This window comes from Micromonospora sp. NPDC050397, from assembly GCF_044901685.1.
Classification (GTDB): Bacteria; Actinomycetota; Actinomycetes; order Mycobacteriales; family Micromonosporaceae; genus Micromonospora_G.
The window spans coordinates 232,145-245,581 of the sequence record NZ_JBJDPS010000004.1 but is presented as its reverse complement, the minus strand read 5'-3'; the positions used below and the strand labels follow the sequence as shown (position 1 = coordinate 245,581).

Sequence of the window (13,437 nt, the reverse complement as noted above, 5' to 3'; positions counted from 1 at the left end):
GGCACACACGCAACCAATCCCAGCCATCCCGCTGGCCCGAAACGCGTTGATCATGAGGTTGTCGCGGTCCACGCGCGTCCGGAGCGCGGCAACCTCATGATCAATCGCGCTTTCAGGTCGGACGCGCCCAGCGGGGGGTGGGGCGGCGGAGCGAGAAAGGGCGTGGCGCCCGCCGGGTGTCCGGCGGGCGCCACGTGTGGGTGTTTCGGGGGCTGTTAGTGCTTGTTGCCCGTGCTGCCGATCTCCTCGCGGTCGGGGCGCGGTTCGACCGGCGGGTGGCCGGGCGAGACCGGGGCTTCGACCGGCTTCTCGATCGGGTAGAAGAACCCCTTGACGGCCGGGCCGAGCGCGCCGAGCCGGTTCATCTTCTTCGGCACCACCCAGCCGACGTACTCGAGCTCGCCGTGGCCGTGCTCGTCGGTGTCGGCCAGCGGCTGGTGCACCTCGATGAAGCGACCGTCCGGCAGCCGGCGGATGATGCCGGTTTCGACGCCGTGTGCCAACACCTCACGGTCGTGCTGCTGGAGACCCAGGCAGAGCCGGTACGTGACGTAGTAGGCCAGCGGCGGCACGATGATCAGACCGATCCGGCCGGCCCAGGTCATCGCGTTCAGGCTGATGAAGAACTTGTCCGCGATCACGTCGTTCGCCCCGGACAGGGTCAGCACCAGGTAGAACGAGACCGCCATGGCGCCGAGCGCGGTACGGCTCGGGTTGTCCCGGGGGCGCTGGAGCAGGTTGTGGATCTTGTTGTCCTTGTTCAACCGCGCTTCGATGAACGGGTAGAAGATCGGCAACATGGTCAGGATGCCCGGTAGCACCACCGTCGGCCAGAAGAGCGGCGGGATGACGTACCCGTCACCGATCGGGATGTTGATCTGCCAGGCCGGCATCAACCGGGTCGACCCGTCGAGGAACATGACGTACCAGTCGGGCTGGCTGGCCGAGGAGACCACCCACGCCTCGTACGGGCCGAAGAGCCAGATCGGGTTGATCTGGAACAGACCGCCGAGCAGCGCGATCACGCCGAAGACGATCATGAAGAAGCCGCCCTGCTTCAACGCGTACCGGGGGAACATCCGCTCCCCGACCACGTTGGTGTTGGTCCGGCCGGGGCCGGGCCACTGGGTGTGCTTCTGCTTGAAGACCAGACCCAGGTGAGCGCTGATCAGCGCCAGCAGCAGACCCGGGATCAGCAGCACGTGGGCGATGTAGAACCGGCTGATGATGATGTCGCCGGGGAACTCGCCACCGAAGATGGACGAGGTGACCCAGGAGCCGATCACCGGGATGGAGAGCATGATCGCCGAGGCGATCCGCAGACCGGTGCCGGAGAGGCCGTCGTCCGGGATCGAGTAGCCGCTGAAGCCGGCCAGGAAGCCGATCCAGAACAGCAGCGTACCGATGATCCAGTTCAGCTCACGCGGCTTGCGGAACGCGCCGGTGAAGAAGATCCGGAGCATGTGCACCACGATCGACGCCATGAACAACAGCGCGGCCCAGTGGTGCATCTGCCGCATGATCAGGCCACCGCGGACGTCGAACGAGATGTCCAGGGTGGAGGCGTACGCGGCCGACATGTGCGCTCCACGCAGTGGCGCGTAGCTGCCGTTGTAGGTGACCTCCGTCATCGCGGGCTCGAAGAAGAAGGTCAGGAAGACACCGGTCAGCAGGAGCACGATGAACGAGAAGAGTGCGATCTCGCCCAGCAGGAACGACCAGTGGTCCGGGAAGACCTTGTTCAGCAGCGCGCGCAGCGGGGTGGCCACCTGGAGCCGGTCGTCGACCTCACCGGCCGCCTTGCCCGGGACCGCTGCTACGTCGATTTTCCGGCGCTTCATGGCCGCTCCCAGAAGTCTGGCCCGACGGTCTCGGTGAAGTCGGACGTCGCCACGAAGAAGCCTTCCTCGTCTACCTCGATCGGCAGCTGGGGCAGACGGCGGCTGGCGGGCCCGAAGACTGGCCGGGCGTTGTTGGTGATCAGGAACTGCGACTGGTGGCACGGGCAGAGCAGACGGTTGGTCTGCTGCTCGTACAGGCTCGCCGGGCAGCCGGCGTGGGTGCAGATCTTCGAGAACGCGATGTAGTTGCCCCACATGAAGTTCGGGTGGTCCGCGCCCTCGTTGGCGGCGCGCGCGGTGCGCGCGTCGTCGTCACGCAGGTGGATCAGGAGCGTCGGGGAGTCGGCGTGCTTGTTGCTGACCCCGTCCTCGATGCCCGGGAAGACCGTGAGCTGGCCGCCCGCGCTGACGTCCTCGGGACGCAGCGGCGTGCCGTCCTCCCGGGTCAGCCGGACCTTGTGCCCGTCCTTCGGCGCCCAGCCGGTGGTGAACATCTGGTTGTTCTCGTGCGGCTGCTTGATCAGACCGCCGATCAGCGGCGCGGCCGCGACCAGACCCACCGGCGCGAGGCCGGCCAGGGCGGCGAACCCGAGCAGCGGGCGACGCTTGAAGCCCAGTTCCTCGGCCATGTAGACGATCGTGCTGCCGGCGATCTTGCGCGACTCCGGATCGGAGCCGCCGTCGTGCCGACCCTGGATCGACACCTCCTTCGGCAGCAGCTTCTTGCCCCAGGCGAGGATGCCGAAGCCGATGCCGAGCAGGGCCAGCCCCAGGGTCAGGCCGAGCAGCGGGGTGAAGACCTTGTCGTCACCGCTGCCCGGCTCGTACTCCCACGGCCACCAGATGTAGATCGCCAGGAAGGCGAGCGAGGCCAGCCCGGTGAGGAGGAAGAACAACGAGATGGTACGGGTGAGCCGGCGCTCCGCCTTGGTGCCCACGATCGGGAACGGCGGCTCGTAGTGGACGATCTCGATGCCGTCCCGCCGCGCCCCCTCGCGCATGATCTCGAAGTGCGACAACCGGGGGTCGTTCAGATCGAGCTCCTCCGGCTCGGCCCCGTGTGTCGACGTACCCGCGCTCATGCCATCCCCTCGCAACGCTCGGCGCCGACGCGGGTGGCGGCAGCGCCCATGATTCGCTCGCTACGCTCGCTCACGACTTCCCCGCAATCCACAAACTGGTGAAGACCAGAGCCACGATGCCCACCAGGAAGATGGCCAGCCCCTCGGTGGAGGGACCGAACCGGCCGAGGTTGAAGAAACCACCCGGGTCCTGCTCGTGCTTCAGCGTCTCCTGGACGAACGCGATGATGTCGGCCTTCTGGTCGGGGCGGATCTGGTTGTCCCCGAAGACCGGCATGTTCTGCGGGCCGGTGAGCATCGCCGCGTAGAGCTGCCGGTCGGTGGCCGGCTTCAGGTTCGGGGCGAACTTGCCCGACGAGAGCGCGCCGCCGCCACCACCGAAGCCGTGGCAGGCCGCGCAGTTGATCCGGTAAAGCTCGCCACCCTCGGCGACGTTGCCGCCGGCCCGCAGGTCGTGCTCCGGGATCTCCGGTCCGCCGCCGAGCTCCTGGACGTACGCGCCGAGCTGCTCGGTCTGGGTCTCGTCGAAGACCGGGGGCTTCCGCTCGGCCTGAGCCTCCTGGCGACCCAGCGGCATCCGGCCGGAACTCACCTGGAACTCGACCGAGGCGGAGCCGACGCCGACCAGGCTCGGGCCCCGGCCCTCGATGCCCTGGGCGTTACGGCCGTGGCAGGAGACGCAACTGACGTCGAAGAGCGCCTTGCCCTCCTGCGCCGCACTGGACAACTGCGGGGTGTCCTGCGCCTGCAGACCCGGCGCGAACACGGTGTAGGCACCGCCGGCCAGGATCAGGGCGGCTACCAGGCGCACCGCCGCGCCGAGCCGCCGACGGCCACGGCTGCGCGGCGCGGACCGGCTGGCGCGCATTCGCGCGAGGATGCCGCGTTGGCGATCGCCCCGGCTGGCGCGCGTTCCGGGGCCGCCGGACCGCGCGCTGGGGGTGTCAGAAGTCATGGCCTGTGTCCTTAACGGTTTCTCGACCTTTTCTCAGGGACGGGGCGTCGGCGCGCAAGGTGACGGCGCCATGATCACTGAAGCCAGTAGATCATGCCGTACAGCGCGATCCACACGACGTCGACGAAGTGCCAGTAGTACGACACGACGATCGCCGAGGTGGCCTGAGCCGGGGTGAACCGACCCATGGTGGTGCGCATCATGAAGATGATGAACGCGATCAGACCGCCGGTGACGTGTAGGCCGTGGAAGCCGGTGGTCAGATAGAACATCGACCCGTAGCCATCCGCGTTGATCTTCACGCCCTCGTGCACCAGGTGCTGGTACTCGTTGAGCTGACCAAGAACGAAGACCACACCCATCACGAAGGTGAGCGTGAACCAGCGCCGCAGCGCGTGCACGTCACCCCGCTCCGCGGCAAAGACGCCGAGCTGGCAGGTGACCGAGGACAACACCAGGATCACCGTGAACGTCGTCGCGTACGGAACCTTGAGCACCTCGGTGTGCTTCTCCCACTGCTCCGGCGCAGCCGCGCGGATGGAGAAGTACATCGCGAAGAGCGCCGCGAAGAACATCAGTTCGCTGGAGAGCCACACGATCGTCCCGACGCTGACCATGTTGGGACGCGTCAGAGAGTGGATCCGGCTCTTGTCAATGGCTGGGGCCGCTGTCACGCGGTCATTATTGCCCCCGATCAGCACCCGCGATCCTCGGGGTGGCAAAACCGGCGCGAGTTCCGGGGTAGTTGTCCTCGCCCGGTTCGACTGGCCTAGCCTGAAAAACGTGCTGCGCGTCGATCCGATCCCCACCCTCACCTCGACCTTGACGCCGACCCTGGCGTCGGCCGAGGCCACCAATCCGCCCCCGTTCACCGTCTCCACCCTGTTCACCGAGACAAGGTTGGACGGCTGGCTGGCGGTCGGACTGGTGCTCGCCGCCGGGCTCTACCTGTACGGCGTACACCGGTTGCGGCTGCGCGGGGACCACTGGCCGGTCTCCCGGACGGTGCTGTTCATCGGCCCCGGGCTCGGCTCGATCGCGGCGGTCACGGTGAGCGGGCTGCACGCGTACGACACGACGTTGCTCTCCGTACACATGATCCAACACATGGTGCTCTCCATGGTCGCGCCGATCTTCCTCGCGCTCGGCGCGCCGATCACCCTGGCCCTGCGTACGCTCACCGGCGCGCCACGGCGCCGGCTGCTCGCGGTGCTGCACAGCCGGGTGGCCCGGGTGTTCTCCTTCCCGCTGTTCGCGTTCGGCCTGTTCGTGGTCAACCCGTTCGTGCTCTATTTCACCGGGCTCTACCGGGTGACCCTGGAGAGCCCGCTCGCGCACGAGTTGGTGCACGCCCACTTCATCATCACCGGCTGCCTGTTCTTCTGGCCGCTGGTCGGGCACGACCCGCTGCCGGGGCGCTGGCCGTACCCGGCGCGGGCGCTGCTGATGGTGCTCTCGGTGCCGTTCCACACCGTGTTGGGGCTCACGGTGATGCAGAGTTCCACCCTGTTCGGCGGTGACTGGTACCCGTCGCTGGCGCTCGGCTGGGCCGACCCGTGGGCCGACCAGAAGGTCGCCGGGGGTGTGCTCTGGGCGGGTGGCGAATTTGTCAGCGTGACGATGATCGCGGTTCTGGTGCTCCAGTGGGTCCGGCAGTCCGAACGGGAGGCCCGCCGGATCGACCGCGAACTCGACCGCCAGGAGGCCCGCGAACGCGCCGCCGCCACCCGGTCGGCCGGCACGGCCGACGGTGACACTCAGACCGACGTCACCACCCCGGCGGGCGTGCCGGTCGGGACACGCGACGCGGCCGGACCGGACAACGCGCCGGCGGTCCCGCCCGGCGGCGCCACCGCCGGCTCCGCCACCGGCTCCGCCACCGCCTGATCCCGGCGCCCCCTCCGTCCGCCTGGCGACCCATCGGTCCCGCCATCCGGGCACTCCCGGCCCCGGGCACGGGTGGAACCGGTCCGGCCGGCGGCGACCGGTACGATCAGCGGGCAGCTACGACCTGGGAGCCCTGGGACCGATGACCGAACGCCTTTACACCGTCCTGCTCTACAGCGACGACCCGCAGGTTCGGGACCGGATGCGCCTCGCCGTGGGCACCCGTCCGGCCGCCGACCTCGCGGTCGAGTTCGTGGACGCCTCCAGCTACGACGAGTGCGTGCGGCTGGTCGACGACTACGAGATCGACCTGATGCTGCTCGACGGTGAGGCCAGCCCGGCCGGCGGCCTCGGCATCGCCCGGCAGATCAAGGACGACCGCGCGGACGCACCGCCGACCTGTCTGGTGATCGCCCGCGCGGCGGACCGCTGGCTGGCCGCGTACGCCCAGGTCGACGCGACCCTGGTGCACCCGCTCGACCCGGTGACCACCGGCCAGACCATCGCCGACCTCCTGCGCGTACGCGCCAGCGGGGCGAGCAGCGCGGCCTGACGCCGACCCGGCCGAGTCCGCACCGTCCGGCGCGGACCGGCGCACCTGGGACGTCCTGACACAGCCCGTATCCAAACCCCCGCTCGGGAGGCCCACCATGGGCGAACGGACCTGGTCGAACCTGCTCGCCGCGCTGCTGCGCGCCGAGGAACTGTCCACCGCCGATACCGCGTGGGCCATGGGCGAGATCATGTCCGGCTCGGCGACGCCGGTGCAGATCGCCGGGTTCGCGATGGCGCTGCGGGCCAAGGGCGAGACCTCCGCCGAGCTGGCCGGTCTGGTCGAGGCCATGCTGAGCAACGCGGTCCTGGTGGACCTGTCGGACGAGGTGCGCGCCAACGCGGTCGACGTGGTTGGCACCGGCGGGGACCGGGCGCACACGGTGAACATCTCCACCATGACCGCGATGGTGGTCGCCGGTGCCGGCGTACAGGTCGTCAAGCACGGCAACCGGGCCGCCTCGTCCTCCTGTGGCGCCGCCGACCTGCTGGAGTTCCTCGGCATCCCGCTCGACCTCAGCCCGGCCGGCGTGGCGCGCTGCGTGGAGGAGGCCGGCATTGGTTTCTGCTTCGCCGCCCGGTTCCACCCCGGCATGCGACACGCCTCGGTCCCGCGTCGGGAGCTCGGCGTGCCGACCGCGTTCAACTTCCTCGGCCCGCTGACCAACCCGGGCCGACCCCGGGCCGCCGCGGTCGGCTGCTTCGACACCCGGATGGCACCGGTGATGGCCGGGGTGTTCGCCGGCCGGGGCGACTCGGTGCTGGTGTTGCGTGGTGAGGACGGCCTGGACGAGTTCAGCACCGCCGCGCCGACCCGGGTCTGGACCGCCCATCGCGGGCGGGTGACCGAGAGCGTGCTCGACTCGGTCGACCTCGGCCTGCCCCGCTCCGCCCCGGGCGACCTGCGCGGCGGTGACGCGACCTTCAACGCCGACGCGGCCCGCCGCCTGCTGGCCGGAGAGCGAGGCCCGGTACGCGACGCGGTGCTGGTCAACACCGCGGCGGCGTTGGCCGCGCAGCGGGGCCTGGACGGCGACCTGGTCGACACGCTGCGCGAGGGCATCCGGATCGCCGAGGAGTCGATCGACTCGGGCGCGGCGGCCAGGACCCTCGACCGCTGGATCGAGGTCGCCACCGCGGCCAAGGCCGCCGAGGAGAACTGACCCTCCCCCGGCCCCGGTCTGCTGCTCGGGCCTGCCCCTGCCCGGCACCCGGGTACGCCTCGTGCGGCGATCCGCCGCGCCTCGTCCGCCGGACGGGAGACGCAAAAGCCGTCGACCGGGGACCCGTTGCGGGTCTCCGGTCGACGGCTTTACGAGGTGCGTACCGGCTGCGGTGTGTCGCCGGCCGGGTGGTTCAGTGCTCGGCGGTGCGCCGGGTGCCGGTGTAGTACTCGAAGAGCAGCCCGCAGGCGGAGAAGATCACCGCGACCAGGCCGAGACCGATCAGCCACCAGAGCCAGAACACCAGGCCGAGACCGGCGATGCTGGCCGCCACGGCGAGACCGAACGGCCAGTAGCTGCCCGGGCTGAAGAAGCCGACCTCACCGGCGCCTTCCGCGATCTCCGCGTCCGGGCGGTCCTCCGGGCGGGGCTCGATCCGGCGCGAGACGAACCAGAAGAATCCGCCGCACATCACCAGCAGCAGGGTGGAGAGAGCGAGCGCGGTGGTGCCGATCCAGTCCACGTGGCCCATCTGGCCGTCGGTCCAGCCGGCGTAGACGAAGGTGGCGATGAACAGGAAGACCGCGATGATGCCGAAGAGGCGCGACTCAGACTTCATGCCCGTCCTCAGCTTCCCACGCCGGCGGCGCTGGTCTTGTTGAAGTTGTTCTCGTCACGCCGGGTCTTGAACGGCTCCGTCGTCGTGGCGAACGGGTCCTCGCCGATCGCCTTGAGCGCGTCCTGGGTCGACTGTCCGGCCTTCTTCGCGGCGAGGAACTGGTCGTATTCGGTCGGCGAGACCACCCGCAGCTCGAAGTTCATCATCGAGTGGTAGGTGCCGCAGAGTTCGGCGCACCGGCCGACGTACGCACCCTCGGCGGTCAGGCGGTCGACCTCGAAGACGTTACGCACGTTGCCCGGGAAGACGTCCCGCTTGAACAGCATCTCCGGCACCCAGAACGAGTGGATGACGTCCTTGCTGGTCTCCTCGAACCGGATGGTCCGGTCGGTCGGCAGCACCAGCACCGGAATCACCTCGGTGGTGCCGAGCGTCGACGCGACCGTGTTGGCGTCCGGGCCGATCCCGTCGCGGTAGTTGAACTGCCAGTTCCACTTGAACGCGACCACCTCGACGGTCACGTCCGGGTTCTTCGAGGTCCGGTCGACGTCGGTCTGGATGATCGCGGTGTAGTAGAAGAGCACGGCAACGATCAGCACCGGCGCGATGGTGTAAAGGAACTCCATCGGCATGTTGAACCGGGTCTGCACCGGCAACGAGTCACCGCGTTTGCGGTATCGGATGATGCACCAGAAGATCAGGCCCCAGACGAAGACACCAACCGCGAGTGCGGCGATCGCCGACGCGATCCAGAGGTCGTACATCCGGTGCGACTGCGGAGTGATTCCGCCCTGCGGCCAACCGAAGCCGTCAACCGCCTTTCCGACATCACAACCCGTGAGCAGGGTCAGCAGCGCCGCGCCACCGACACCGAGCCCGGCGAGCCGGACGGCATTACGCCGCTGGCTACGCCTTCCGGCCGTGGGCCGTACATCTGAACCCCTTGCGACCACCTGGTCCTGCCTCCCTAGCGCGCCGCTGGTGTCTGTTTTCCCAACCAACAGCAAAGGCGTCACCGACGGTCGCAGATTACTCGACCATTCCGGGTCGGACGGCTCTGGGGTCACTCTGTCCCCCAATGGGGATCTTGCTCGATCCGCCACGGGTTACCGTTCACCTGTGAACGACGCACCGTCGGCGGAGAGCGCGACGCCGGTCTACTTCGACACCGCCACCGCCGCGCCGCTGCATCCGGTGGCCCGCCAGGCGCTGCTCGCCGCGCTGACCGATGGCTGGGCCGACCCGGCCAAGCTCTACACCCAGGCCCGCCGGGCCCGCCAGCTCCTCGACGCCGCCCGGGCCGCGACCGCCGAGGTGCTGGGCGTACGTCCGGACGAGGTCTCCTTCACCGCCAGCGGTACGACCGCGGCGCACGCCGCCGTGCTCGGCGGCCTGGCCGGGCGCCGCCGCGCGGGCGCGACCCTGGTGCACTCGGCGATCGAACACTCGGCGGTGCTGCACGCCGCGCAGCGGCACGTGGCCGACGGCGGTCAGGCGGTCTCCGTACCGGTGGACCAGCTCGGGCGGCTCGACCCGGCGGCCTGGTCGGCGGCGGTGACCGCCCCCGGCGTGGCGCTCGCCGCACTGATCACGGCGAGTCACGAGGTGGGCACGATACAGCCACTGGCCACGGCGGCCGAGGTCTGCGCCGACGCCGGGGTGCCGCTCTACGTCGACGCGGCCCAGTCGGTCGGTCGGGTGCCGGTGCCCGAGGGCTGGTCGATGCTGTCGGCGAGCGCGCACAAGTGGGGCGGGCCGCCGGGGGTGGGCATCCTGGTGGTGCGCAAGGGCATCCGCTGGCTCTCCCCGTATCCGGCGGACGAGCGGGAGTCTGGCCGTACGCCCGGGGTGGCCAACCTGCCGGCGATCGTGGCTGCCGCCGCGGCGCTGCGGGCGGCGAACGCCGACGCCGCCACCGAGGCGGCCCGGCTCGCGCCGCTGGTCGACCGGATCCGGGCGACCGTCGCCGCGACCGTGCCGGACATCGAGGTGGTGGGCGACCCGAGCGACCGGCTGCCGCACCTGGTCACCTTCTCCTGCCTGTACGTCGACGGCGAGGCGCTGCTGCACGCGCTGGACCGGCGCGGCTTTGCCGTCTCCTCCGGCTCCTCCTGCACCTCTTCGACCCTGGAGCCGTCGCACGTGCTGGCGGCGATGGGCGTGCTGTCGCACGGCAACGTACGGGTCTCGCTGCACCGGGAGAGCACCGCCGCCGAGGTGGACCGCTTCCTCGCCGAGCTGCCGACCGTCGTCGCCGACCTACGGGCCGAGGCCGGGGTGGTGGGACTGTGAGTGACTCGTCCACTCCAATCGGGTCGTCCGAGCCGGTCGGGTCGTCGCAGCCGATCAGGTCGTCGCAGCCGATCGGGTCGTCCGAGCCCGTCGAGACCCTGGACTGCCGGGGTCAGCGGTGCCCACTGCCGGTGATCGCGGCGGCTCGTCGGATGCCGGAGCTGCCGGTCGGGTCGGTGCTCCGGGTGCTCGCCGACGACCCGGCCGCCGCGCTCGACTTTCCCGCCTGGTGCCGGCTGCGCGGCCAGGAGTTCCTCGCCGCCACCACGGTCGGCGACTCCCCCGCCTACGACATCCGCCGCCTCCAGTGACCCTCGTTCCGGGGCGGCCGATCCGGCTCCTCGGTCACGTACGCGGTTGAGGGCCGGTCGATCCAGATCAGCCGCAACCGTCGACCGGTACGGCCGAGCATCCGTGCCGCGCTGGGCGCGTTGGCGAACCGCCCGGTGAAGCTGTCGTCGTCGGTTTGCAGCCAGGCGTGCTCCTCGAACGCCACACCCCAGGCGTAGACCCGCCCGTCGACGCGGTCGCCGTACTCCTCGCAGATGGCGAACCGCCGGGGCGCGTAGTCGGCGGCAAGCTCGGTCATGAGCTGGTGGAACTCCTCGGGGGTGCCGAGCGGCTCGTCGTGCGGTGAAGCGGGTGGCCGGGGCAGAACGTCGTCCATCTCAACCTCCTACGCATCTCTCGTTGCTATACGTATAGTCGACTCCCTTGCGTAATGGAAGAGCTACCGGCAGGATGCTTCGTATCGACTTCGATGAAGGTGAGGCCGCCCGTGGTCGCTCGTACCGACCCTTCCGCGTTGCGCTGGCTGATCGGCGCCGAGCTGAGTCGCTACCGACGTGACGTACCGATGTCGTTGAGCGAGTTGGCCACCGCGAGCGGCATCGGCAAGCCGAAGCTCGGCCACATGGAGAGCGGCCGCTACCAGCAGTTCCCGGACGACATCGGGACCGTGCTGCGGGCCTGCGGCGCCGCCGAACCGGCGATCGACCGGCTCACCTCACTGGCCACCCGCTCCGACGCCAAGACCTGGTGGGCGCCGTGGGCGAACGTGATGCCGGACTGGTTCAAGACGTACGTCGGGCTCGAAGGGCTGGCCGAGGGAGCGTTTGTCTTCGAGTCGATGGTGATCCCCGGGCTGTTGCAGACGGAGGAGTACGCCCAGGCGCTCACCATCGGCACCGGCTTCGTCCGACCGGACCACGCCGAACGTTTTGTCTCGTTCCGGCAGACCCGGGCCCGCCGGTTGACCGAGGACGAGCCGCTGACCCTGCACGCGGTGATCGGTGAGGCGGCGCTACGACTACGGGTGAACGGCGACCAGACCCGCCGCGACCAGCTCGCCCACCTGGTCACCATGTCCGAGCTGCCGAACGTCACGGTCCAGGTGGTCCGCCCCGAGGACGGCCCGCACGCGGCAGGCGCGATCGGCAAGTTCGTGGTGCTGGAATTCGGCAAGGTCCGGCCGATCGCCTACACCGAACTGCTCGACGGGGCGATGTACGTGCAGGACCCGGACAGCGTGCGGACTTATAGCATGGTGGCAGAGAACCTGCGCCAGGTCGCCCTCTCCCCCGCCGATTCACGAGCGATGATCAGGGAGCTGGCCGGTCTGGCCTGACCACCCCGGAGGCCCCTCGTGTCCACCCCCGACCTGAGCCACGCCCACTGGGTCAAGAGCAGCCGCAGCACCAACAACGGTGACTGCGTCGAGTGTGCCGTCCTACCCGCCTCGGCCGCCGCCCCCGCCGGGTCGGTCGCCGTACGCGACAGCAAGGACCCGACCGGCCCCGTACTTCTTTTCAGCCGCTCCGCCTGGAGCGCCTTCCTTTTCGACCCCGTCTGCCGGTGACTGGGGGAGCGTCCTGCCGGGTGGGCTGTGCCGCCCGGCAGGACCGTCAACCGGGAAACTAGTTCAGGTGCGGCTGGACGTCCTCGGCGGCCTGGTCGCCGTACGACTCGGCGAGGCGCTTGACGAAGAGATCGCGGCGGACCTCGTACTCCTGGGTCCCGACGGTTTCCAGCACCAGGGTGGCGAGCAGCGAGCCGACCTGGGCGGCCCGCTCCAGGCCGAGACCCCAGGAGAGCGCGGCGAAGAAGCCGGCCCGGAAGCCGTCGCCGACACCTGTCGGGTCGGACGCCTCGATCTCGCGGGCGATCGGCACCCGGAAGGTGGCGAAGTCGCGGCCGGCGATCTCCACGCCGTCCTTGCCCAGCGTGGTGACCCGGACCTTGACCCGCTCCAGGAGCTGCTCGTCGGTCAGCCCGGCCTTGCTCTGCAACAGCGACTTCTCGTAGTCGTTGGTCATCAGGTACTCGGCGCCGTCGATCAGTGAGACCACGTCGGAGCCGTCCATCCGGGCGAGCTGCTGCGACGGGTCGGCGGCGAACCGGTAGCCGCGCTCCCGGCACTCGGCGGAGTGGCGGATCATCGCCTCCGGGTCGTTCGCGCTGACCAGGACCAGGTCGAGGCCGCCGATCCGGTCCGCGACCGGGGCCAACTCGATGTTGCGGGCCTCGCTCATCGCCCCGGCGTAGAACGAGGCGATCTGGCACATGTCCAGGTCGGTGGTGCAGACGAAGCGCGCGGTGTGGGCGATCTCGCTGACGTGCACCGACTCGCAGTCGACGCCGTGCCGTTCCAGCCAGGACCGGTAGTCGGCGAAGTCGGCACCGACCGCGCCGAGCAGGATCGGCTTCAGGCCGAGCTGGGCCATGCCGAAGGCGATGTTGGCCGCTACGCCGCCGCGACGGAGCACGAGATCGTCGACGAGGAAGGAGAGTGACACCTTGTGCAACTGGTCGGCGATGAGCTGGTCGGCAAATCGACCCGGGAAGTGCATGAGGTGATCGGTGGCGATCGAGCCGGTAACGGCGATCTTCATATCGGCGCCCTCGCGTCGGTGTTGGTTGTACAGCCGAGTCAGCCTACCGGCCCGGTCATCGTCACGTCGTCGCTCCGTCGGTTAACGGCCACGGCGTCGTAACGGGAGGCTCCGTTGGGGCAAAAGCGGGGCCCCTCCGGCGCCCCGGGCGGCCC

14 protein-coding genes and 1 pseudogene are annotated in these 13,437 nt (G+C 69.7%); 7 read left to right on the top strand and 8 right to left on the bottom strand.

Annotation, left to right across the window (positions count from 1 at the left end; genetic code table 11):
- Positions 1–215 precede the first annotated feature (215 nt).
- From ACI2K4_RS16845 to ACI2K4_RS16830, 4 genes are all read right to left on the bottom strand, one after another.
- Positions 216–1,841 (bottom strand): cytochrome bc complex cytochrome b subunit, encoded by a 1,626-nt coding sequence (locus tag ACI2K4_RS16845; RefSeq protein ID WP_404512260.1) that lies wholly within the window; start codon positions 1,839–1,841, stop codon positions 216–218.
- Complete coding sequence (locus ACI2K4_RS16840; RefSeq protein ID WP_404512258.1) at positions 1,838–2,923, bottom strand: ubiquinol-cytochrome c reductase iron-sulfur subunit; 1,086 nt, start codon at positions 2,921–2,923, stop codon at positions 1,838–1,840. Before ACI2K4_RS16840 ends, ACI2K4_RS16845 begins: the two co-directional genes overlap by 4 nt.
- Positions 2,924–2,993: 70 nt before the next feature.
- Positions 2,994–3,878, bottom strand: a complete 885-nt coding sequence (locus ACI2K4_RS16835; protein ID WP_404512256.1) for a cytochrome c — start codon at positions 3,876–3,878, stop codon at positions 2,994–2,996.
- Between the two features lie 74 nt (positions 3,879–3,952).
- Positions 3,953–4,552 (bottom strand): heme-copper oxidase subunit III, encoded by a 600-nt coding sequence (locus tag ACI2K4_RS16830; RefSeq protein ID WP_404512254.1) that lies wholly within the window; start codon positions 4,550–4,552, stop codon positions 3,953–3,955.
- Positions 4,553–4,661: 109 nt separating this feature from the next.
- Between ACI2K4_RS16830 and ACI2K4_RS16825 the strand changes: the two are divergent.
- The 3 genes and pseudogenes from ACI2K4_RS16825 to trpD all read left to right on the top strand — a co-directional run.
- Positions 4,662–5,612, top strand: a pseudogene (locus ACI2K4_RS16825) (cytochrome c oxidase assembly protein); the annotation flags it as partial.
- A gap of 295 nt (positions 5,613–5,907) precedes the next feature.
- Complete coding sequence (locus ACI2K4_RS16820; RefSeq protein ID WP_404512252.1) at positions 5,908–6,318, top strand: hypothetical protein; 411 nt, start codon at positions 5,908–5,910, stop codon at positions 6,316–6,318.
- Between the two features lie 97 nt (positions 6,319–6,415).
- Complete coding sequence (trpD, locus tag ACI2K4_RS16815) at positions 6,416–7,480, top strand: anthranilate phosphoribosyltransferase (RefSeq protein ID WP_404512250.1); 1,065 nt, start codon at positions 6,416–6,418, stop codon at positions 7,478–7,480.
- Between the two features lie 193 nt (positions 7,481–7,673).
- Here trpD and ACI2K4_RS16810 read toward each other — a convergent pair whose 3' ends face one another.
- Together ACI2K4_RS16810 and coxB are read right to left on the bottom strand one after the other, a co-directional pair.
- On the bottom strand, positions 7,674–8,099 hold the full coding sequence (locus ACI2K4_RS16810) for a cytochrome c oxidase subunit 4 (RefSeq protein ID WP_404512248.1): 426 nt from the start codon (positions 8,097–8,099) through the stop codon (positions 7,674–7,676).
- Positions 8,100–8,107: 8 nt separating this feature from the next.
- Positions 8,108–9,052 (bottom strand): cytochrome c oxidase subunit II, encoded by a 945-nt coding sequence (gene coxB, locus ACI2K4_RS16805; RefSeq protein WP_404512246.1) that lies wholly within the window; start codon positions 9,050–9,052, stop codon positions 8,108–8,110.
- Between the two features lie 166 nt (positions 9,053–9,218).
- Here coxB and ACI2K4_RS16800 point away from each other — a divergent pair, with 166 nt between their 5' ends.
- Both ACI2K4_RS16800 and ACI2K4_RS16795 read left to right on the top strand, forming a co-directional pair.
- A complete protein-coding gene (locus tag ACI2K4_RS16800; RefSeq protein ID WP_404512244.1) occupies positions 9,219–10,391 on the top strand; it encodes a cysteine desulfurase family protein in 1,173 nt (390 codons plus the stop codon).
- A gap of 71 nt (positions 10,392–10,462) precedes the next feature.
- Positions 10,463–10,702 (top strand): sulfurtransferase TusA family protein, encoded by a 240-nt coding sequence (locus tag ACI2K4_RS16795; protein ID WP_404512960.1) that lies wholly within the window; start codon positions 10,463–10,465, stop codon positions 10,700–10,702.
- Here ACI2K4_RS16795 and ACI2K4_RS16790 read toward each other — a convergent pair.
- Complete coding sequence (locus ACI2K4_RS16790; RefSeq protein WP_404512242.1) at positions 10,678–11,058, bottom strand: hypothetical protein; 381 nt, start codon at positions 11,056–11,058, stop codon at positions 10,678–10,680. The two genes, ACI2K4_RS16795 and ACI2K4_RS16790, sit on opposite strands and share 25 nt — an antisense overlap.
- Positions 11,059–11,169: 111 nt before the next feature.
- Here ACI2K4_RS16790 and ACI2K4_RS16785 point away from each other — a divergent pair, with 111 nt between their 5' ends.
- Entirely contained in the window at positions 11,170–12,018 is an 849-nt protein-coding gene (locus ACI2K4_RS16785; RefSeq protein ID WP_404512240.1) for a helix-turn-helix domain-containing protein, read from the top strand.
- Positions 12,019–12,036: 18 nt separating this feature from the next.
- Positions 12,037–12,249 carry a DUF397 domain-containing protein gene (locus ACI2K4_RS16780; RefSeq protein WP_404512238.1) on the top strand — a complete coding sequence of 71 codons (213 nt, stop codon included), beginning with the start codon at positions 12,037–12,039 and terminating at the stop codon, positions 12,247–12,249.
- A 58-nt stretch (positions 12,250–12,307) separates the two neighbouring features.
- Here ACI2K4_RS16780 and ACI2K4_RS16775 read toward each other — a convergent pair whose 3' ends face one another.
- Positions 12,308–13,282: a carbohydrate kinase family protein gene (locus ACI2K4_RS16775; RefSeq protein ID WP_404512236.1), complete on the bottom strand. Its 975-nt coding sequence runs from the start codon at positions 13,280–13,282 to the stop codon at positions 12,308–12,310.
- Between the last annotated feature and the right edge of the window lie 155 nt (positions 13,283–13,437).